The following is a 22,906-nucleotide window of genomic DNA, read 5'->3' on the forward strand; positions in this document are numbered from 1 at the left end:
AGGATCTGGTTTTTTTATGCCTGCTATTTGGCGTTTTTCAACTGCCTATCGAGGAAATCCGCTAATGAGCGGTATAAGTGATTACGCACTTTCTCGCCACGCATCGAATGTTTAGAGCCCGGATAATCGATCATCTGGAATAATTTGCCTTCATCCTGCAGCGCTTTATAAACCCGAGTGCTGTTTTCAAACAAGACGTTATCGTCAGCCATGCCGTGATACATCAATAGACCCGCTTGATAGTTTTTCACGTAAGGGAACACGCTACTGGCTTCATAACCCTTTTCATTACCTTCGGGATGACCTAAGTAACGTTCAGTATAATGGGTGTCATACAAGCGCCAGTCGGTCACAGGTGCGCCCGAAATCGCGGCTTTAAAGTAATCCGGCGCCTTAAATAAACTCATCAAGGCCATATAACCACCGTAACTGTGGCCGTAAATCGCCACATTATCGGCATCGACAAAGGCTAAGCTACGCAGATACTCCACCCCCACTTTTTGATCATTCACTTCAGCTTCGCCCAAATGACGGTAAATCACCTGCTCGAACTGAGTGCCTCTGTGGGCACTGCCACGGTTATCTAATTGGAATACCACATACCCTTGTTGCACCAGATACTGGGTAAAGTAGTCCTGCTCGCTCCAACTATTGGTCACTAACTGTGCGTGTGGCCCACCATAAACCCGCACTACGACAGGGTATTTCTTGCTTGCATCGAAGGGAACGGGTTTGAATAAACGGGTTTGCAGCACTTGGCCATCTTCGGCTTTCAGTTCACCGAATTCAGGGATTTGCCATAGTCCCGCATAGTCATATAAAGGATGACCTTGCTTGACCGCATTTTGCTCGACCCAAGCTAATTGCTGGCCCTTGTCACCGTGTAAACTGATTTGCGGTGGCTGAGATAAGCTATTGAAATAATCGAGATAGACACTCTGATTATCGGCGAAAACAGGATTGTGCATCCCCGCTTGCTTGCTCACGCGCTCAACCTTGCCGCCCGCTAAAGGTACGCGATAAAGCTGTTTCTCGATTGGCGTGTCTTTGCGGCCGGTGAAATACACCCAGCCTGCGGTTTCATCTATGTATTCCAACTCATCGACAGCCCACTCGCCCTGAGTCAATTTCGTTTTGAGTTTGCCTTTTAAGTCAAAAAGATACAGATGATTAAAGCCGTCACGCTCAGACGCCCAAATAAAGGCAGACTGCTGCTTTAAGAAGTGCAGATCGTTATTGAGGTTTACCCAAGCATCACTGCGTTCTTTCACTAAGGTTTTTGGCTTAGTCAGTGCATCTAACGCCACTAACTGCAAATCGAGCTGATGTTGATCGCGGCTCTGCCACTGGAACGACAAGTATTTGCTATCGGGCAACCAATCGACACGCGGCAGGTAAATGTCTTTGCTCTTGTCTTTGCTATTCTCTTCGCGCAGGCTCACCCAATTGATGGCCTTATCTTTTAGCGTGACCACACCTAATGCGATGTCGACGTTGTTTTTACCTGCGGCAGGATAACGCTGCTCGGTGAGTTTAATGCCGTCGGCATAGATCTCATTGCGCGTCACTTGCTCGACCGCAGATTCGTCGATACGGGTGAAGGCGATAGCCGATTCATCGGGCGCCCACCAGTAACCGGTCATGCGATCCATTTCTTCTTGAGCGACAAACTCGGCCATGGCATTTTTAATCACCCCGCCGCCATCGGTCGTCATAGCTTGGAGTTTTTTCGTCGCCAGATCTAACACATACAAGTTTTGATCCCGCACGAAAGACACAAAATGCCCCTTGGGCGATAAGCGTGCATCTGTGGCGAACCCTTCACCAATCGGCAATTGGGTCACGCTATTGTCGACGAGGGAAAAATAATACAGATTGCCAGAAGCCGGAATTAATAGCGCTTGGCTATCATCGGCCCAGAAGTACTCCATAATGCCTTCACCATAAATACGTTGGCGCTCGCGGCGGGCTTTTTCTTCATCGGATAATTCATTGGTCGCGAGTTTATCAGCGTTTAATAGCAAACTCGACTCACCGCTTTTGACATCCATCTGCCAGAGATCATAAAAACTTTGATTGTCTTTACGGCCAGCAAGATAGGTGACGCGCAGCCCATCGGGTGACAATTTTAAACCACGGGGACTGGTGCCTGCTAAGGCGGGCGAGGCATTCATTCGCTCAATCGTCAATGGCAGTTTGCCGCCTTCCATTGCCAAAGCTGGGGTGGTTGTTGAAATCATAGCTGTCGAAATCATGGCTATTTGGCTCGCTATCAGTAGGGGAACGGCGCGCACCTTAAGCGAGCGCGCAGGGAACCAAGTTAACCTATTTTTAATCATTATTATTCCTTGGAAGTATAATCGCCTAAGATGTCAGCGATTAAAAACAAGCCGACATTGTGCCAGAGGCAAACCCCAAATAGAAATAGCATGCAATATACAGATACAAATTAGGAGCATCTCGTCGGCTCAGTCCAAATAATCCCTAAAAGCCCTAATATTCGCTAAAAGCATCAGCAACATCGCTGAAATTGTCGACTAACTGAGTTATCATTCGCGGCAAATAACGAAATTGACCTCATTGTTGAACCTCTAAAGGACATAACATGCAGACTCTGGCCCAGCACCTGACCTCACAGGCAGTGAACGACTCCCTCTCCCAGCTAATTTTAACCTTAGCCGACACCTCAAAAGCCATTAGCCATGCCGTTCGCCACGGTGCGCTAGCAGGCGTGTTAGGCGCGACTGAGCAAGAAAACGTCCAAGGTGAAACCCAGAAAAAACTGGATATCATCACCAACGACATGCTCAAAGATGCATTAAAAGCTGCCGGTACAGTGCGCGGTTTGGCGTCGGAAGAAGAAGATCATGTGGTTGAAGTCAGCCAAAATGGTCAATATCTAGTGTGTTTCGATCCCCTAGATGGCTCATCTAATATTGATATCAACTCGTTAGTCGGCACGATTTTCTCTATCCTGCCCGCCCCTGGTGGCGAGTTGACTGAAACCAGCTTTTTACAATCTGGCCGTGCGCAATTAGCCGCAGGTTATGTACTTTATGGCCCATCGACCATGCTGGCATTAACCACTGGCCAAGGTGTGCAACTCTTTACTTTGCACCCAGAAACCAATGAGTTTTTACTGACTAACGCCGCCATGAGCATTAGCCCAGAGACCCAAGAGTTTGCCATTAACATGTCGAACCAACGTTTTTGGGAAGCGCCAATGCAGACCTATATTGCCGATTTACTGCTCGGTAAAATTGGCCCACGCGAAAAATCATTCAACATGCGCTGGATTGCGGCCATGGTCGGCGACGTACACCGCGTGCTATCACGTGGCGGTATTTTCACCTACCCAACAGACAATAAAGATCCGAAAAAACCGTACAAACTGCGCTTGATGTACGAAGCCAATCCAATGGCCTTCTTAGTCGAACAAGCAGGCGGTAAAGCCTCAACGGGTTATGAAACTATTTTAGACATTACCCCAACGCATATTCACCAACGTGTTGCCGTCATCCTAGGCAGCAGCAATGAAGTCGACGCTTGCCTGAGCTATCACGGTATTGATTACAGTGAAGAGCCCAATCCAGAAGTGTAATTCTTGCGTTGTTAACGCTTAAACTAAAAAAGCCACTGATTATAGTGGCTTTTTTAGTTTTTATACGGCCTTACGGCCGAGAAAGTCGTGGGGCTTCACCCCACACCCGACCAAAAGGGAAAAAACGCCTATTCCCCTTTTGGAAATCCCCCGGCGACCCTAGCGAAGTTACATGCATTAGATACTAGCTTCGTGCTTATTCAAAAATCGCTAACGCTTCCGATGGGACGTCCCTTCCCCCCGAAAGCTACGCAGACGTCCTGTCTGCGTCACGCGATTTTCTTCAACGCCCTTCAGCAACTTCGCACGGGAAGATGAACTTCTGTAACCTCGATGTTGACTGTTAATCCCAGAAACTCGTGCCTGTCCCATCTTTCTTCTATTGCTCTATGGCATCATCATTACTGTATAGAGGTACATACTGACTCCGATTGGTAAGTGGTCTAACTTTGAAGTTAATGAAACCATTCCACCTTTTCACTTTAATTTTTATGGGATAATTTAATCAATAATATTCCATGAATAAATTTACCATGAATTTTTCATAAGACTATGTTTGTTTTCTGTAAAATGCATCAGCTATAAATTTATTAATTGTAACTTGCTTTTCTATCTCATTCAACTCGAAATAACTAACTAACTTACCGTTGATGATTTTTTCTGGAGTCCAAATATTATCTAATAAAACTATGTTTTTCACTCCAAAATATTCCAGAGCTTCGGCGGTATAACTCCACATCGGCACTCTATCCCTATAGAAAATAGCTGGTTTAACTTGACCATATATAGTGATAAGCATACTTACTTCAATTTTTTTAAAGAAAAGACATTCATCTATAACCTTGTCTATTGGTGTGATTAAGGCTAGGCTAGATAATAAACTGCTATTACAGTTATTTGAAAAGTTCAATATCGTATGGATGTCTATTGGTGTTAATGCTTCATTTTTTAATTGAATATTCCCACCATGCCAGCCAAGAAATGATTTTTCGCTTAAATATTTATGGTTACCTGCTAAGAAAAGATAATTAGCACATGAAGATATGCAGTATTTATCAACTTCAACATCTAAATTTTCATTTACAATCCAATTTGCAAAAACAATGGCAACATCAGTATATCCACCAAAACTATTTAATTTCACTCGGGTAATATTTTTATGTTTAGAGTGGATATTCTTAACAATGTCGAAACCGTTTTGATTAATGTCGCTATTGTAATAAATTGTATTTTCTTTATAAAAAATATTTTCGTCTGCAAATAGTGTAACTGGAAAGATGAGTAGAATAAATCCGTATATTAAGATGTTGTACATGAGCACCTCTAAACATATCAAGTATTTATCTATTAAATACGTGATGCAGATTTAATTAAAAGTGATATGTAGCACCATCCCAAGGATCTTGACGACATACAAGTTTAGGTGCATCTGCCAAAACATACTCGGCCCAACACTTCCTCCAGTGACTAATTCTTCCATAACTAACACATCTAACTGGTCATTTTTGCATGATGGCTTCTTTCTACATACATTCTTCTAAAAGTTTTTATATTGGATTAATTTAATTTACGCACTATACAGAGAGCACAACCCTGTTACTTTTAACTATTTTAAGAATTGATTTATACTTTGAGTTTAAAATAGAATTTAACGTTTCATAGATAGATGTACCACTCCATTTCATCTTGCAAATAGCTCTGACTTTCATTTGTAATTAGATACTTCCTATGTGTTAAATATTTTATTTAATTTGTTATACTACCTTTTATTATCAAATTTATTATTGCAAGAATTGCACTCCATTTTTATCGAAAATAGTTGCACTCCAATTAAAAATGAGAACACTAAGTTAATCGGGAAAGTTATAGTCGCTAATAAACTCCAAATAATACTGGTATCCCTTGAACCGCAATATGGACATTGATCATCAAAAGGTGGCTTCATAACTTATACCATGTCAACCGATAATAGTGTATATCGATAGTAGCTGTGCTAAATATATATCTCCATAGAGCCGCTGCTTTTGTTCGTCGACTACCTGCTGACGAAATAATTTTGACATAAAATCCCTTTAATACTGCACAGGAAAAACTAGGCCTGAAGAAATCAATTTGCATCTGAAAAGAATTTCTTACTGAACGTTTACAATTTATCTTTATTTTTCATCTCGTGAAATAATACTTTAGAATTATTTATTGTTAAGGTATAAAAAAATGAAAATATGGCATATTAAAAGAAAAATACGGAACAGGCATAACTCTTTTCAGATCGATAGCTAACAATTTAGCTACAGGAATACACATCCCCTGCGAAGTTGCAGAAGGGCGTTGAAGAAAATCACGTGAGCGAGGCATGGATGCCGAGTTAGCTTTCGGACTCTTGGTTTAACAAATAGAGGATGTACCATCGGAAGCGTTAGCGATTTTCGAATAAGCACGAAGCCACTAATCAATGCATGTAACTTCGCTAGGGGCGTCATGGAGCATCCAAGGAGGATAGGACGAGCAGTCCTCCTTGGTCGGGTGTGGGGTGAAGCCCCACGACTTTGATCCACCTCGGCCGCAAGGCCGCATAAAGAGTTTCATCCCATTATCGAATTGAAAAACTATCCGCCGATAGCGCGGCTTTAACCCAGTATGTTATTGTTTTAGCATCATAGATTCGATTTTTACGCTTTAACCACTAAAGGTTTACTCCATATGGAACAAATATTTGAAAAATTGATGTATGCATCTCGCTGGATTATGGCGCCGATTTACTTGGGACTAAGCCTAGTCCTAATCGGTTTAGGCATTAAATTCTTCCAAGAGATCTTCCATATTCTACCGATTATTTTTGAGATAACCGAAGTCGATCTGGTGCTGGTCACCCTATCGCTGATTGATATCACCCTAGTGGGTGGCCTTATCGTGATGGTGATGTTTTCTGGCTATGAAAACTTCGTGTCACAATTAGATGTGGGCGAAGACAGTGAGAAGCTCAGTTGGCTCGGTAAGTTAGATTCAGGCTCATTAAAAAACAAAGTCGCCGCTTCTATTGTGGCGATTTCATCTATACACCTGCTGAAAATCTTTATGGATGTGAAGAATATCGATAACGATAAAATCATGTGGTATCTGTTAATCCACATCACCTTCGTGTTGTCAGCCTTTGCCATGGGCTATTTAGATAAAATGACCCGCGCTGGTAAGTAGTAGAATCGCAAGTGTAAATCTTATGAAATCGTAAATGCAAAAAGCCACTGATGACAGTGGCTTTTTGCATTTATGGCCTTTTTTAAGTCACTGCAACCTGACTTCCAAACGTAATGTTTTCTAAAATCATACTTCTTCCTTAGAATTAACAAATGGCTACCCACATTAAATCAACAACATAATGCACTTCCGGTTTGTCGACAAGAAAAGATGGATGGAAAAGATGGGGGGAAAAGATGGGACATGCATAACTCTTTTGGGATTAACAGCGAACATCTCAGTAGCAGAAGTTCGCCTCCCCTCGGAGTTGCCGCAGGGAGAATAGGCAAATTGCGTGAGTCTCGCCATGGATAATGGAATGGACCCATCCACTTTTAATCGGCCTCACAATGGGCCACGATGTAGTCGCTAAAACTCATCAGAAAGAGGACGGGTCCACTTATGAAGATTACTACAATTGGTTTAGATATCGCAAAGTCTGTTTTTCATGCTGTTGGTGTCGATAAAGCTGGCAAGTTAATCAAAAAGAAAATGCTTAGACGCAAGGACTTACTTCCCTTTCTTGCTCAAATTGAGCCGTGCCTAATTGTGATGGAAGCCTGTAGTGGCGCAAATTACTGGGCCAGAGAATTTGAGCTGTTGGGCCATAACGTTAAGTTAATTGCTCCTCAATTTGTAGTACCTTTTCGGCAAGGTAATAAAAATGACTACAACGATGCGCTAGCCATCGCTGAAGCTGCGCAGCGACCCAACATGCGGTTTGTAAAACCCAAAAGCGTTGAGCAGCAAGATGTGCAACTGCTTCACCGTATGCGTGAGCGTTTAAACAAACAATCAACCGCCTTAATCAATCAAGTCAGAGGGATGTTAGCGGAATACGGCATTGTGATAGCCAAAAGTAAATCGGCTTTTAAAGTACAGTTCCCAGATATTTTAGCGGATGAAACCAATGCGCTGACCACCAAAGGTCGGGCCATTTTTTATCAGTTATATGAAGAGTTTAGTGATATAGAAAAACGGCTTAAGGGTTGTGATGCACAAGTGCTCACTGAAATTAAGAACAATGTGATTTGCCAGCGTTTAGAAACTATCCCAGGTATTGGTCCAGTCACCGCTACCGCCTTTTATGCCGCCGCAGGTGATGGTAAAGATTTCAGTAATGGCAGGCACTTTTCAGCTTGGTGTGGCTTGGTTCCCAAGCAACACAGCAGTGGAGGTAAAGATAACCTCCTTGGAATAAGCAAACGGGGAAATGCGTATTTACGCACCCTGTTCATCCACGGTGCAAGAACAGTGTTGCAGCACAGTTGTCATAAACAGGATAAATTTAGCTGCTGGGCAATCCAGTTAGCAGAACGCCGCGATTTTAACCGAGCCTGTGTGGCCGTCGCCAATAAACTCGCCAGAATGGCATGGGTTATCGCGGCGCGTGAGGAAGAGTATCGGCTTCCACTATAGTGCTGAATAGATTCAATAAACGTTAATAATTAACCAACCAGCAAGTTGCTAAGACACTTGAATTGATGATGAGACAGTCAGACTGATCTACTGAAAACCTTAGCTGGCCATAGGCTCATTACGAAGCCGCAAGGATGATAAGGACAGTAGAAGCAGATATCCATCAGGGCCAGAGGCATACCTCGATAACAGGCCGGATATATGGGTGCAATGAACTCTTCTCAAAATCGCTATCGAATGTCTTGCAAACCGGATGGGTCCATATATGCCGAGATAGCGTCAGTCGAATCAGGGACGAGCGTCTGACGCGATAGCATAAGGACGCTAAATGCCCAAGGGGCTTTCAACTCCGTTAGGGGCGTCTTGGAGAATCCAAGGAGGATAGGACGAGCAGTCCTCCTTGGTCGGGTGTGGGGTGAAGCCCCACGACCTTGATTCAACTCGACCGTAAGGCCATATTGATCTTATACAAGACAACCGCCTGCCCCATGGCCGCTTTTTGGCATCCATGCCATCACGACATTTGTGAATCCTTTCACATCAGACGGGGCGGTCGAGCATCCAAGGATGGACTGGCTGCGTGTCGGTGAGAAAGTGCCATGACAAGCCTAAACTCTTGGGCTAATTAATAAAAAAGCCAGCAAAGCTAAATGCTTGCTGGCTTTTCGGTCTAACTTATTAACTCGCTTTATTTCATCAAGCGAGCACTGAATCAAAGCCGCTTAACTATGACTTCTTAGGAAAAATCGGATAGGACTCAGTGCCTAACACTTTGCCATCGACCGTGACACCATAGTAATCGCTGTCATTATGGTATTTTTCCTGCGCCTGCTTCACATCACCTTTGCTACGCGGGTCCTGTGGACGCTCGTGGGAGTTGATATATGCTGCAACGTCCCAAGCCTGTTGGTTAGTTAACTGCATACTCTTACCAAAAGGCATGTTTTCATGGATGAAGAATGCGGCAGTATTGACCCTGTGCATTCCGGCACCCCAGTTGTAACTCTTAGGCCCCCACAGCGGCGGCAGCGCATAAACGCCAGCAATCGCTTGACCTTGGCCATCAACACTGTGGCAAGTTTGGCAATGGGCGACATAGACCTCTTTACCCCGTTCAGGTGAATAGGCTTGTTCGGGTTTTGGGATCTCAGGATAACCACGACCCGGCAAGTTGGCACGCTGATCAACTGTCATCGCCTTGGCTAATATCTCAGGTAGCGGGAAGTCTTCCCGTTTAGCACCTTTAACTAACTCGGCATCACTCAGCTCAGGGACTGGGCCGCTAATATTAGCTTCGTCCATCAAGCCACCCATGCCTAACCAATAGGCATAGGCAGAAAGCGCTACTAGCTCAGGGCTCGCCGATGCAGGGGCTTTACCATTCATCGAATAGTTAAAGCAGCCCTGAATGCGCTCTTCAAAGCTACTGACCTTATTATCTTTTTTGCGATAGGCCGGATAAGCAAAATACGCGCCCCATAGAGGTGAAGCATTGGCTTTACGGCCCGCATCCATATGGCAGTTGGTGCAATTAAGCTCGTTGCCCACATACTTATCACGCAGTTGTTGGGTATTCACAAATAGCTGATAACCCAAACGCACTTTGTCACCAAAGGCGCCTTCAGGAATGGCACTCAAAGGTCTAGGGACGAGATAGGTTTGATCCGGTATCTTAGGGAAAGAAGGCAGCGGGGCTTGTTTATCTGGACGCTCTTGCAGCGGATCCGATTCGGCTTGCGCCTGCACGGTTAACGACCCCATCGCGGCCAGTAATAACATTGCGGAATATTTCATGGCCAGCTCCTTATTTCAAATTAGCAAAGTAGTTCGCTAAGGCATCAACCTCAGCGGCGGTAAGCTTGTTAGCTACGTTCGCCATCATGCCATCGACATCACCTTTGCGCGTTCCAGACTGCCATGCCAGTAATTGAGTTTTAATATAACTCGCTTGCTGACCGGCTAAACGGGGAAATAAGCCGCCACCTAACCCCGAAGGACCATGGCAGGTCACGCAGGCTGGTAAACCACGTGACCAATCACCTTGGTAGGCTAAACGAGCGGTATCGTCATTAAAAACCACCTGTTCACCGCGGATAACGGGCTTGACCTCATTGGCAGGCTTTGCAGAAAAGTAGTTTGCCACTTGCTCAATCCCATCACCTTGTAACGTCATTGCCATCGGCATCATGGTTGCGTTTTGGCGCACACCCGCTTGGAAATGCTGTAATTGGGTCGAGATATATTGTTTAGATAATCCCGCTAATCGAGGGCCGATTGGTTCAACGCCCTCACCTTCTACCCCATGACAAGACACACATAACTGTGCCGGTTGGGGGATAATTTCCATCAATTGTTTGCCAGAAGGCGCAACGGAGGCGGCCGCATAGCCGCTGCATAGCGTTAAGCCTATGACGAATGTTTTAATCTTCATGTTCTATCCTTGAAGAGAGTTAAGCTCTAAAGCATAGGTGGTTATTGTTATTTATGTAGCTACTCATACACTAAACCCATTTTTAAATCAGCCGCTCATTTTTAAAACAGCCAATAAATGAGCCTTAGCGTTCATTAAGGCTCATTTATCGTTCAATCCAAATGGGATAAATTTACCTTACTCTTTGAAAGGGTAAGCTGCAAGTCTTCAAGCCCGAGTAGCCAGAATCAATAACCAAATCGCGTCGATTCAAAACGATTCAATAACTTATGTATCAAATAACACAGGAGTAGCGTGCCGACGATGGCGGTGAGAATGCTGCTCACTCGATATAAGGCGCTGAAGATTAAATCGTTGCCCGGGGTCAGATACTGGCCAAACAGAATGCCTAAAGTTGTCATGGCGCCAAAACCCACGCCAGAGCCACTTGCCTCTCGCACATGGGCTTGGCTAAAGATCATCAGTCCAATCCACAGCAAGGGGACGATTAATATCAATAGTCCTGACCAGTCATAGAGTACCAACTGCACAACGACCCCAAACGACACGCCTAGCAAAGTACCTATAGCGCGCTTACGGGCATAGTCGAGTGCGCCATTCCAATGCATAGGAAACAGGAGCAACAAGGTGGTCGCCTGAGCCGACATAGAATCCCGCAGATCAAATATTTGGAATACCAGAAACGATGCGGTCGCTATGGTCGCGCCGAGTAATGCTTCGTGGCGCATTCGATGTGGCGCCTTAGGTCCAGGCTTGTAAGCCGCCCTAGGTTCGACATCGGGCCAGAGTGCCGTCATAGCGTAGGCGATAACAACCGACAGGGCCGTCGCCCAAAAGTTACTGAAAACTAAGTCATTCAAGTTGGTATTGGGATAGCTAGCAAAGTGCAGCATGATGCTGAGGCTGAGCACTCCGTTGGCGCCAAAGAGGAACAAACTGCCACGGGACATGGCAGCAAAACGGTATAGAAATAACAGGAAGACGATGGGCGTCATCAGGCCGGGATGGCTGCCAAAGAAACCACCGAGCAGTCCAACCTCTAACCCCGCCATGGCAGATGAGGCCAATAACTGGCGCATGGCGTGGCCATTCATCACGGGAACGAGTCCGAGTAATAGCATAGGTGTCACAGTGAAGAAGACTCCATTGCTCCAACCAAACATTTTACACAGGGTAAAACCTATGGTCGCGCCAGTCGCAATCCGTAAACACTGGCGTAAATCGTTGGCCGTCAATGGGCTATGGCGTAGTAACATGCTCGTCGCCTTGTTCTATCGATACGTAAAATTGGGGATGTTTAGCTGGCTTATACTGCATTCACACTTATGTTGCTTTGAAGCGTTCACTCAAGCGACTCACGGCAAACACACACCAACCGCGAGTCACTCGCCCGTCAACAGCAATTAGTGCGAGTAAATAGGCTAGTAAATATAGTGCAGCAGGCTGATTGCTTTAATCTGCACCTTAGCAAGCAAACCAAATAGGCCGTTCTCTGGCAGCAATTGCACTGTGGCGCGCGCCCCTGCTGGCAGATCTTTCATCCCATTGCCATCCAAAATTAAGTGCAATCTGAGTCTTTGGGCATCACGTACCCAACGGTCAGACTCCTGCGGCGCCGCTAAACGGCCATTGGCATCGAATTGCCCAGCACTCACGCCCGCATCGACACTGCTCACCGTCGCCCGATATAAACGGCCAGGTTCGCCATCGAACGCAATCAAAGCGGTCGAAGAAGTATTGACACCACGCAGGCTCTTCTCGCGAAAATCGGCAATAATATCCACTTTATCCGATACCACGGCCAACAGAGGTTGCCCCACGGTCGCAAAACTACCGACTTCTAATTGCAAGTTAGTCACTATCCCATCCTGATCGGCACGTATTTGGGTGTAAGACAGATTAAGCTCAGCTTGGGCTAAATGGTTTTGCGCCTGACGCACTTTAAGATTCTCTTCGCCATAACTGCCGCGACTCACTTTGAGTTTTTCTAAACGCGCATTGGCGGCAAGCAAATTTGCTTCAGCAGCTGCGGCATCGCTATCGGCTAACTCCTTTTGCTGCTGCGATACGCCATGGGTGACATACAGGGCATCGAGACGTTTAGCCTCGCTGCGTTTTTGTTGTGAGGTGGTTTTATTGGCATTGACCTCGGCCTTAGCGGCTAGTAGCGAGGCATCTAACTCAGCATTATCTTGACGGGCTTGCTCTAAGGCCAATTTAGCTTGCGATACCGCTAACTCATAAGGCGCGGGATCGACTTGAAACAACAAATCGCCCTTGGCAACCGCTTGGTTATTGGCCACGGCTATGGTCTGGATTTTACCACTGATCTGCGGTGTCACTTTCGTCACTACACGGGTCGCCATGGCTTGAGGCGTCAATGGCATCATAGTGTCGGCCAGCATGAAATAGCCAAAAACCATCACAAAGCCAAACATGGCAAATTTTACTAAACGGGCAAACTGTTGATCCGGTGTCATCTTCTTTCTCACAAAATGGTGTCTGTAACCTTGGTTAATTTGGCGCTGGCGTTGTCGCTGATCAGGCTAATAATGCGTTCAAATTCGCTCAACTCTTCGGCACTGATCCCGCCTAATAACTCACGGCGCACTTGAATAATCCGCGCTTCCATTTGCTTTAAAACATCTAATCCCGCTGGCGTCAGGCTCACAATCCTTGCCCGCTTATCTTTGTCACAACAATGACGCTCGACTAGACCTTGCTCTTCTAATTGCCCTAAGGTGCGCATTAACGAAGCCAATTCAATTTCTAAGGCATCGGCCAACACTTTCTGGCTCACGCTGTCGCCTAAACGCAGTAATTTCCACAATGCCGTCCAACGGGGATGAGTTAATCCCAAAGGCGCCAGCTCAACATCGGCCACGGTACGCCACAGTCGATGCAGACGGCCTAAATGCTCCGCCAGTGATAACTCTTTTAGTCGCTCTAATTCTTTTTGCATCTTGCCCACCCACTTAGTTAGCGTGCTAAGCATTATACTTAGTTAGCAGGCTAAGTAAATGTGTTCATATAAAAAAATTTTCTGTGTCCTATGGCGCAAAAATGTCGCATGGGGAAACAAATAATCCAAAAGGCTGGCGCCATCTCAAATATAATCAGCCGTATCTCTATAATATTAAAAAGATAAATCAGACTGATGAAGTGAACTGGGAGGTTGGCTTTGGTGAATTTAAAAATTAGTACGAGGATTGTGGTTGGGATATGTCTATTACTGTTGGCCATGATGAGCTTTATCATGCTGCTAGTCCTGTCGGAATTCAGCAGTCAGGTGAAAGAATCTGAGCAAAGAGAACTGCATAAACTGTACGAAACTGCGGTAGCCAACATAGCCTCATCCGGTAAACTCGCACAGGCAATGGCAACGATAGTTTCACTGACGCCAGAGATCCAAAGTAACTTCGCCGAACGGGATCGCCCAGCACTCAAAGACCGTACTCTGCCGCTGTTTGCCAAGCTTAAGCAAGATTTCGCCGTACAACAATTTCAGTTTCATACGCCGCCGGCAACCTCTTTTTTACGATTACATCGCCCCGAAAAATTCGGTGATGATCTCACTGCCATTCGTAAAACCATTGTGGAAACCAACACCACAAAACAGCCATTAAACGGGTTGGAATATGGTGTTGAAGGTTTAGGCATTCGCGGTTTAGTGCCCATGGGTTATCAAGGCCAACACACAGGATCCGTGGAATTTGGTATGTCCTTTGGACAACCTTTCTTCGACAGTTTCAAAGATGCTTATCAAGCTGAAATCGCACTATTATTGCCTAATGGTGCGGATTTTAAAGCATTTGGCGCCACGTTCACGCCCGATATTCAGGCCATAAGTGAACTCAATAGCGTGATGCAAGGCAATGAAGTAATTCGCACTATTAGCTTAGAGGGCAAAACCTTCGCTTTGTATCGCCACGCCATAAAAGATTACTCGGGACAAGTCTTTGGGGTACTAGATATTGCGATGGACAGAAGCCATTCAGAGCAAGTCATGGCGGATATTCGCCTCAAGTTGATCCTCATCGGTTTCGCTGCAATGTTAATCGGCACTGCCATTGCTTGGTTTATTGCTAAGGGCATTACCCGCCCAATAGCAGAAACAACCCAAGCCATGAATGACATCGCCGAAGGCGAAGGCGATTTAACCCGTCGAATTACCATAACGAGTAAAGATGAAATCGCCGAGTTAGCGCAGGCATTTAACCGTTTTGTGGAGAAAATCCACCACACAGTAACTCAAGTGTCTGATGCCACGAGTTTACTCGCAACCTCTGCTGAAGAAATGTCGAGCATTACGCGGGAAACCCAGAAGATGGCGAGTCGTCAACACCTCGAAACAGATCAAGTTGCCACCGCAATGAATGAAATGGCCGCAACGGTACAAGAAGTTGCCCATAACGCAACCGATGCGGCCGATGCCGCCAATCATGCCAATGACTCAACCGAACAAGGCAAATTAGTTGTACAAAAAGTGGTAACCACTATCGCAATATTAGCCGAGGAAATAGCCACAGCAGCAAGTGCAATCAATGAATTAGAGCGTAATACCGCTGAAATTGATTCTGTGCTTGTGGTTATCCGTAACATTGCCGACCAAACTAATTTACTCGCACTCAATGCGGCAATTGAAGCCGCAAGGGCGGGAGAACAAGGTCGAGGATTTGCAGTCGTTGCCGATGAAGTACGCACTCTGGCGAGCCGCACTCAAGCATCTACGACAGAAATTCAGCAGATGATCGAAGCGCTTCAGCATAAAGCTAAGTCCACAGTCAATGCGATGGAAACAAGCACCCGCACCACCCAAAGCTGTGTATCCCAAGTTCACCAAGCGGGTGAGGCACTCGAAGCCATTACCCATGCGGTTTCCACCATTAGCCAGATGAATATCCAAATCGCCAGCGCGGCAAATGAGCAGTGTGCGGTTTCAGCAGAGATTAATAAGAATGTTAATAACATCAATGACATTGCAACTAATGCGACAGATAGTGCGGTACAAACTGCACGCGCTGGCGATGAGCTTGCCCAACTCGCAGTCCGTTTAACAACTTTATTAGCTCAATTTAGAATTTAAACAAAACAAAACGCCGCATTCTCTGCGGCGTTTTTATTAGCTTATTTTATAAAGTTTTACTTAGGACGCACGCCTAACGTATGGCAAATCGCATAGGTCAATTCGGCGCGGTTTAGGGTGTAAAAGTGGAAATCCTTCACGCCTTCACGTGACAACACCTTAACCATATCAATCGCTACGTTTGCACCCACTAATTGGCGTGTACCGGCATCATTTTCTAAACCATCGAATTGCTTATGCAACCAGTTAGGTAACGACACATTGGTCATGCCCGCGAAACGTTTTAACTGGGTAAAGTTAGTCACAGGTAAAATGCCTGGCACAATTTCAACGTCGATACCGGCGGCAACGCAGCGGTCACGAAAGCGCAGGTAAGATTCCACATCGAAGAAAAACTGGGTAATGGCACGGCTAGCGCCCGCATCAATCTTACGCTTAAGGTTGATCAAATCAGCCTGTGCATTGCTCGCATCGGGATGCACTTCTGGATAGGCTGCAACGGAAATATCAAAGTCGGCCACTGAGCGCAGTAAACGCACTAAATCCACCGCAAAACGAGTTGGCTTAGGGCTGCCCGCAGGTAAATCACCCCGCAGCGCTACTATGTCACGAATGCCCGATTTCCAGTAATGCTTAGCCAGTTCTAATAGCTCTTCATCGCTGGCATCCACTAAGGTTAAGTGCGGCGCGGCAACAAGGTCGGTTTCCTGTTGAATACGCTCAATCACGCCGTGGGTGCGGTCGCGCACACCTGAGTTAGCGCCGTAAGTCACAGACACAAACTTAGGATTAAGCGGCTCTAAACGACGAATAGAGTTCCACAGGATCTGTTCCATTTCGGGGGTCGATGGCGGAAAAAACTCAAAAGAAACATTAATATCGCCATTAAGCTCAGACAAGCTCTGGTTCAGCGATTGTGAATGTTGTGCGTGATGAAAAGCCATGTGTATTTCCTCAACCGCCCTTGGCGCTACTCTTTGCTAGTATGAATTAGTTCAAATGGACGTTTGGACGTCTATATGTCCATATACTAGAGAAACTGAGATGTAAGTCAAGCCAAAAAATACCCATAAACCGCATTTAATCTCGGTTAATTCGATAGATTTATTCTAGCCAATAAAAAAGGACTCGAATGAGTCCTTTAAGCTGCTGAATTTCAGTCTACTCTTGTAAGAGATCGCGACAGATCTGCGTTAGATCCGACTGCACCGCCGCCGCTGTCACTTCGCGTCCGGCGCCCGGTCCACGGATGATCAACGGATTGCCTTGATAGAAGACGCTGCGGATCACAAACACGTTATCCCCTGGAGTCAAATTAGCGTAGGGATGATGGGCATCAATCCATTGCAAACCGACTTCGGCTTTAAGCTCTGGGCCGCTGTTATCTAAGGATGCCACGTATCTGAGCACCTTATTTTGCTCCGCCGCCGCACCGTATTGTTGCAGCAGATCGGCATCTAACTCGGCAATGCGGGCAAGAAATTGATCTAAGGGAATATCGGCCAAATCGGCTGGCACTAATGAGCGTAATTCAATATCTTCAAGCTCGATTTCAAGACCAATTTCACGGGCCAAAATGAGCAATTTACGCTGCATATCACGACCGGACAGATCGTCGCGGGGATCGGGTTCAGTGATACCTAAGCCTCTGGCTTCAATCACTAATTCAGAGAAAGGCTTGCTGGTATCGTATTTCTCAAATAACCAACACAAGGTGCCAGAGAAAATCCCGCCCACGGCTTCAACGCTATCACCGCTGTTACGCAGATCATTTAACGCATGTTGGATTGGCAAACCTGCGCCGCAACTGGCGTTATAGCGCCAAAATAAACGACGATTACCCAGTTGCTGTTTTAACTCACGGTAGAAAGGCAGTGGACCCGAGCCTGCGAGTTTATTCGCGCTCACCACATGGATGCCACGCTCGAACAGCTCTGGATATTGCAGCGTCAAACTGGCGCTAGCACTGATATCTAAGGCCACCAGCTCATCGCAGTTAACCCGTTCTAATTGCTCGAACAAGTGCTCGTACTGCCAAGGCGTAGCCTCGGTATTAAACTCAGTCTGCCACGCGGCAAGATTAATGCCTGTGGATTTAATCAAGGCTTTACTCGAACTGACTAAGCCGACTAACTCAACGCTAGCTTCAAGTTCATGATCCAGTGATGGCGACACCGACTTAAACAAATCGACCCAGGCCTCACCTATGTTGCCCACACCGAGTAGCAAGACACCAATGCGTTTACGCGGCCCAGCGCAGCGGCGGTGTACCTTTTGCGTCAACAGATTCACCTGCGACTGAGGCACCAGCGTCACTAAGCTTAAGTCACCACTAAACAAAGGTTTAGCGTCACGACTTAATAAACGGGCGAAGCTGCGGCGATAATGTTCGGCATCGGCACTCACTAACGCCACTAGGCCGAGATCTGTGTTGATCTGCTGATCGCTGATCCCTAATGCTTCTGCCTCGGCGTCGAGTAATCTTTGTACTTGTTTTTGATTTTCAGCGGTATAGGCAAGCTCAACCCTTTGATGGGCAGACGTCCAATGGGCCAATGGCGTTAAACCCGCGGCGATCAACGAATCTAATAGGCTTGCTAATTCGCCCGTGAGCTTAAAGCCGAACAGCACGACTGCATTGAGGTTCGTCACCACAGGCGCGCTCGCCGACGAACTATGGGGCGCGATTAAAGTAAAGTCGGTGTGGGATGCATAACTTGAGCGCACCGCTAAACTCACTTCGGTATTGAACAAAGGCTGCAAAGTGCGCGAATGCAATACCGGCGAGCCTAAACGCGCTAGGCGGTCGGCTTCGGCAAGTGACATGCTTTTCAGTAATTTAGCATCGTTGATTTTATTAGGATCGGCGTTGAACACCCCTTCTACATCGGTCCAAATGGTCACGCGCTCAATATCGGCAAGGCTGGCAATCAGGCTAGCGCTAAAATCGGAACCATTACGACCGAGTAATAAGGTATCGCCACGCTCGTTAGCGCAGATAAAGCCTGTGATCACTAAGCGTTCATTTGGGTGGGCGGCCAATAGCGCTTGTACTTTAGCGCGGGATTCTTGCACCCGAATTTGCGGCACGGCGGCTTCATCGGCCACTAAAATTGAACAGGCATCCACATGGCTTGCCGCCACGCCAGATTCGCGCAGCAGCGCCGCCATTAAACGTGCCGACCAACGTTCACCAAAGCTCACCACATGGTTAACTTGGTATTCGTTACGTTCGTCGAGGGACAATAAACTGATGAGTTGCGCCTGATCTGTCGCCAAACGCTCGCGCAGATCGCGGGCTTGTTCGTTCGACAATAACTGCTCTACCAACCCTTGTTGGTAGCTGGTCAGCACTTGTAATTCTTCTTGCCACAACTGACCCGCATCACGCAGCGCTAATAATTTATACAGGAAATTCGTGCTCTTACCCGCCGCAGAGACCACCACAAGGTCATCGCTATGACCGTGGGTTAACAGGATATGGGCGACTCGGCGATAACAATCGGCATCCGCTAAACTGGAGCCACCAAATTTATGTAAGTGACAACGTGCCATCTATTATTCCTCTACTGACAAGCCGCAACGGCGGCTAATCCTGCTTGAATATCTGCAACTAAATCGGCGGCATCTTCAATACCCACCGATAGACGCAATAGGGTGTCTTTAATGCCTGCCTCAAAACGCGCCTGCGGCTCCATGGCTCTGTGGGTCATAGTTGCGGGCACGGCCACCAAACTTTCAACGCCACCTAAACTTTCCGCCACGCTAAATAAGCTGAGTGCACCTAAAAAGGCCACCACTTCGGCCTCGCCGCCTTTGAGCTCAAAACTCAGCATAGCGCCAAAGCCTTGTTGTTGCTTGGCTGCAATCGCATGACCTGGGTGATCCGCAAGACCGGGGTAATAAACTTTGCTCACCACAGGGCTTTGCGTTAATACCTCAACAATGCGCTGGGCATTGGCTTGATGTTCACGAATTCGCACCGCTAAGGTGCGTAGGCCGCGCAGGGTTAAGTAACTATCAAAAGCCGATCCCGTTAAGCCTAACGTGTTCGACCACCAATGTAAGCTTTCGCCAATTTGTGCATCTTTGGCAACCACTGCGCCGCCAACCACATCGCTGTGACCATTGATGTATTTAGTGGTGGAGTGGATAACGATATCCGCGCCTAACAATAGGGGTTGTTGCAATATCGGCGATAAAAAAGTGTTATCGACCACCACCAGCGCGCCGACCCCATGGCTCGCCTTAGCAATAGCTTCGATATCCACCACACGCAATAACGGGTTCGATGGGGTTTCGAGCCACACCATCTTAGGATTCTGCGCAATGGCGGCGGCTAACGCTTGGCTGTCGGTTTGGTCGACCACAATGAGCTTAAACTGGCCTTTCTTCGCCAAGTTGGTAAATAAACGGTAGGAACCACCATAGCAATCATGGGGCACAACTAATAGGTCATCGGGGCCGAGTAAAGTAGTCACTAAGGTGATGGCCGCCATGCCAGTGCACGTCACTATGCCAGTGGCGCCTTTTTCTAATTGCGCTAATGCTTCGCCTAAAATGCAGCGCGTTGGGTTGCCTGAACGACTGTAATCGAATTCGCGGGGATTTTTATGACCATCGAAGGCGTAATTAGTCGACAAATAAATCGGTGGCACAACTGCGCCATATTGAGTATCGCTTTCGATACCCTGACGCACTGCCAGTGTGGCTAATTGACGCTCTGCCATGGGTGGACTCCTAAATTCGGTAGACTGATAGAGATGTCTGGACGTCTAAATGTACCTAAGCACAACGCCATCGTCAATAGGCGTTAAGACGTTTAGACGTCTAAACATAAAGAAATCTGTTTGCAATCACAAAGAAATAGTAGCAATAATTTGACTGTTGTTTGTAAGGGTTTAAAATCTGCCCCGAATTTAGCGTTATAACAGGTGAGTCAATGACTGAATGGAATGGGGAATACATCAGCCCCTATGCTGAACATGGCAAGAAGAATGAACAAGTAAAGAAAATTACTGTGTCTATTCCGCTCAAAGTGCTAAAAGTCCTCACGGATGAACGTACGCGTCGTCAGGTCAATAATTTGCGTCACGCCACCAACAGCGAGCTGTTGTGTGAGGCATTTTTGCACGCCTACACTGGCCAGCCATTGCCTAACGATGAAGATCTGTCAAAAGACAGCCCAGACAGTATTCCCGCCGAAGCCAAGTTGCTGATGGACGAGATGGGGATCGAGTGGGAAGATATGGAATAGCGACTCGTCGCTTTCAAAGTCATATCACAGTGCTCATCAATAGGGATCGTTAACGATCCCTTTTTGTTTATATGGAATCCTATGTTTTCTCTAATAGATCCACAGACACTCGCCTTAGCCTCGCTGGTCGTGTTTCTTGGCGCCTTAACCCAGAGCCTGATTGGATTTGGACTTGCGGTGGTAGCCAGTCCTTTGCTGTATATCGTCGACCCCGATCTCGTGCCCGGTCCCGTTATCGCCATGGGATTTACCATAGCATTACTGACCTTATTCCGTGAACGTGGCCACTTAGAATTCAATGGCTTGCAATATGCACTCTTAGGTCGCGTGCCCGGCGGTTTTATCGGCGCAAGTCTATTACTGTTTGCACCTCAGCCCATACTCGGGTTATCCATCGCCGCCATTGTAGCGGTCGCGGTGATCCTTAGCCTGTATAAATTCAGCCTACCCGTGAATAAGAAAACCCTCTTCGGCGCGGGTGTCGTCTCGGGGATTTTCGGTAATATTGCCGCTATTGGTGGCCCGCCGATGGCGATTCTATTGTCAGGCAAAGACGCTTCGCAGTTTCGCGCCGCCCTGTCGGCCTTCTTCATTTTTAGTTCCACCATAGCTATGGTCATTCTGGCGATCACTGGCTTATTAGAATTGAAGCACCTGTGGCTGTCGTTGATGTTGCTACCTTCAGTGCTTTTAGGGTATTTAGTCGCGGGGCGATTGGTGGGCAGTGTCGATAAAGACAAGACTAAAATAGCGACCTTAGTCCTGTGCAGTATCAGCGCCTTAGTGCTAACGGTGAAGTCGGTTATCGAGTTATTACCCCAATAAGCGTCCTGCTTGTACTGGCAAACCTTCTCAAGATTCAAACAATAAAAAAGCACTGACATTGCCAGTGCTTTTCTTTATCTATCAATATCTAAAGCCAGCTTACACTCAGCTTAAATAGCTTTGCCCTGCGTACACAATAAAGTGTCTTAAGGCGAGTACGCCCGTTAAGCTCGCACAAGCCACCATGATCATCGCGCCCTTAGTGTGGCGAGTCGCGGCGGGTAGCAGCATAAACAGCAATGGAATACCAAAACCTATACCGACAACGCCTATCCAGAACACGCTTGCCCATAACCCAGACGTTAACGATGCTAAGGCCGCAGCCGCCGCGCCGCCCTTGAAGTACAAGGCGCAGAACAACATGAACAGGAACAGAATTTCAATCGCCATCACAGGCAATTCTAAACCGTGCATCTTCACTAAAGTTTTGTCGTGGCTGTCAGTCTTAAACATCAGCAACGCCAGTACCGCATTTGCCGCAGCGCCCGCCGATAAACCCGACACTAAAAACAGCGCAGGCAGTACCGCAGTGTTGAGCATAGGATAGGCATTCATCGCCGAAATTAAGAAGCCAGTGTAAGCCCCTACGCCAATAGCGAGGACAAACAACAATACTTCAATCAGCTTTCGAAATGGCATAAGTAACTTAGCGATAGGTGTTAGGAAACCCAAACCCCATTTTGGTAAATCGTCACGCAATACGAGAATCGCGTAGGCAAAGGCCAAGGGAGAATACGCCAGCAGCGCCAGCACCCCGATTGCCATCACAGACTGGAAGTTATAGTGAATTAAGATCAACCAAAAGTGGAATGGTTTGGTTAAGTCAAACACTAAGCAAGCTAGACCTAAGCTAATTGCTACAGGCCCAATAATGGCTGCCGCCTTAAGAATGCTGCTTTCAGCTCCCGCGCTGAGTTCCTTATTCGCCCAGCGTAAACCAATGCCAATCAATAAACTGCCCGCGGATAACCCCGCCATAAACAGGTAAACGGCGATGACCCAGTGCCAAGTGACAGGATCATATTGCGCCATGTCGCCCCAAGTATTGTTCAT

General features: G+C 46.7%; 17 protein-coding genes. 6 read left to right on the forward strand and 11 right to left on the reverse strand.

From position 1 onward, the window contains the following. Positions 1–23 precede the first annotated feature (23 nt). On the reverse strand, positions 24–2,339 hold the full coding sequence (locus Q4Q46_RS10965) for a S9 family peptidase (RefSeq protein ID WP_311905945.1): 2,316 nt from the start codon (positions 2,337–2,339) through the stop codon (positions 24–26). Positions 2,340–2,605: 266 nt separating this feature from the next. Between Q4Q46_RS10965 and Q4Q46_RS10970 the strand changes: the two genes are divergently transcribed. Further along, the gene (locus Q4Q46_RS10970) at positions 2,606–3,601 is read left to right on the forward strand and encodes a class 1 fructose-bisphosphatase (protein ID WP_311905946.1); all 996 of its coding nucleotides are present in this window, start codon (positions 2,606–2,608) and stop codon (positions 3,599–3,601) included. A 550-nt stretch (positions 3,602–4,151) separates the two neighbouring features. On the opposite strand, the gene Q4Q46_RS10975 is transcribed toward Q4Q46_RS10970, so the two are convergent. Continuing rightward, complete coding sequence (locus Q4Q46_RS10975) at positions 4,152–4,916, reverse strand: hypothetical protein (RefSeq protein ID WP_311905947.1); 765 nt, start codon at positions 4,914–4,916, stop codon at positions 4,152–4,154. A gap of 1,385 nt (positions 4,917–6,301) precedes the next feature. Here Q4Q46_RS10975 and Q4Q46_RS10980 point away from each other — a divergent pair. Then, positions 6,302–6,796, forward strand: coding sequence for a TIGR00645 family protein (locus Q4Q46_RS10980; protein WP_006084177.1), 495 nt, complete (start codon positions 6,302–6,304; stop codon positions 6,794–6,796). 441 nt (positions 6,797–7,237) lie between these two features. Then, a complete protein-coding gene (locus Q4Q46_RS10985) occupies positions 7,238–8,254 on the forward strand; it encodes an IS110 family RNA-guided transposase (RefSeq protein WP_311905948.1) in 1,017 nt (338 codons plus the stop codon). Between the two features lie 726 nt (positions 8,255–8,980). Here the strand turns inward: Q4Q46_RS10985 and Q4Q46_RS10990 are convergent. The 5 genes from Q4Q46_RS10990 to slyA form a co-directional block, all read right to left on the reverse strand. Beyond that, positions 8,981–10,048, reverse strand: a complete 1,068-nt coding sequence (locus Q4Q46_RS10990) for a c-type cytochrome (protein ID WP_311905949.1) — start codon at positions 10,046–10,048, stop codon at positions 8,981–8,983. Between the two features lie 10 nt (positions 10,049–10,058). Next, complete coding sequence (locus Q4Q46_RS10995) at positions 10,059–10,685, reverse strand: c-type cytochrome (protein WP_006086998.1); 627 nt, start codon at positions 10,683–10,685, stop codon at positions 10,059–10,061. 227 nt (positions 10,686–10,912) lie between these two features. Beyond that, on the reverse strand, positions 10,913–11,941 hold the full coding sequence (locus Q4Q46_RS11000; protein ID WP_006083209.1) for a DUF2955 domain-containing protein: 1,029 nt from the start codon (positions 11,939–11,941) through the stop codon (positions 10,913–10,915). 165 nt (positions 11,942–12,106) lie between these two features. Further along, positions 12,107–13,165 (reverse strand): HlyD family secretion protein, encoded by a 1,059-nt coding sequence (locus tag Q4Q46_RS11005; RefSeq protein WP_311905950.1) that lies wholly within the window; start codon positions 13,163–13,165, stop codon positions 12,107–12,109. A gap of 8 nt (positions 13,166–13,173) precedes the next feature. After that, positions 13,174–13,647 (reverse strand): transcriptional regulator SlyA, encoded by a 474-nt coding sequence (slyA, locus tag Q4Q46_RS11010; RefSeq protein ID WP_220776938.1) that lies wholly within the window; start codon positions 13,645–13,647, stop codon positions 13,174–13,176. Positions 13,648–13,869: 222 nt separating this feature from the next. On the opposite strand from slyA, the gene Q4Q46_RS11015 reads away from it, so the two are divergent. Continuing rightward, the gene (locus Q4Q46_RS11015) at positions 13,870–15,771 is read left to right on the forward strand and encodes a methyl-accepting chemotaxis protein (RefSeq protein ID WP_311905951.1); all 1,902 of its coding nucleotides are present in this window, start codon (positions 13,870–13,872) and stop codon (positions 15,769–15,771) included. Between the two features lie 56 nt (positions 15,772–15,827). Here the strand turns inward: Q4Q46_RS11015 and metF are convergent, their stop codons facing one another. The 3 genes from metF to metB form a co-directional block, all read right to left on the reverse strand. Beyond that, entirely contained in the window at positions 15,828–16,715 is an 888-nt protein-coding gene (gene metF / locus Q4Q46_RS11020; protein WP_012088154.1) for a methylenetetrahydrofolate reductase, read from the reverse strand. A 217-nt stretch (positions 16,716–16,932) separates the two neighbouring features. After that, complete coding sequence (locus Q4Q46_RS11025) at positions 16,933–19,326, reverse strand: bifunctional aspartate kinase/homoserine dehydrogenase II (RefSeq protein ID WP_311905952.1); 2,394 nt, start codon at positions 19,324–19,326, stop codon at positions 16,933–16,935. Positions 19,327–19,337: 11 nt separating this feature from the next. Continuing rightward, positions 19,338–20,501, reverse strand: coding sequence for a cystathionine gamma-synthase (gene metB / locus Q4Q46_RS11030; RefSeq protein ID WP_311905953.1), 1,164 nt, complete (start codon positions 20,499–20,501; stop codon positions 19,338–19,340). Positions 20,502–20,713: 212 nt separating this feature from the next. Between metB and metJ the strand changes: the two genes are divergently transcribed. Together metJ and Q4Q46_RS11040 are read left to right on the forward strand one after the other, a co-directional pair. Continuing rightward, positions 20,714–21,028: a met regulon transcriptional regulator MetJ gene (metJ, locus tag Q4Q46_RS11035; RefSeq protein ID WP_006083215.1), complete on the forward strand. Its 315-nt coding sequence runs from the start codon at positions 20,714–20,716 to the stop codon at positions 21,026–21,028. Positions 21,029–21,109: 81 nt separating this feature from the next. Beyond that, the gene (locus Q4Q46_RS11040; protein ID WP_311905954.1) at positions 21,110–21,853 is read left to right on the forward strand and encodes a sulfite exporter TauE/SafE family protein; all 744 of its coding nucleotides are present in this window, start codon (positions 21,110–21,112) and stop codon (positions 21,851–21,853) included. A 105-nt stretch (positions 21,854–21,958) separates the two neighbouring features. Here the strand turns inward: Q4Q46_RS11040 and nrfD are convergent, their stop codons facing one another. Next, entirely contained in the window at positions 21,959–22,906 is a 948-nt protein-coding gene (nrfD, locus tag Q4Q46_RS11045; protein ID WP_311905955.1) for an NrfD/PsrC family molybdoenzyme membrane anchor subunit, read from the reverse strand.

The organism is Shewanella vaxholmensis, assembly GCF_031932135.1.
Taxonomy (GTDB): domain Bacteria; phylum Pseudomonadota; class Gammaproteobacteria; order Enterobacterales; family Shewanellaceae; genus Shewanella; species Shewanella hafniensis.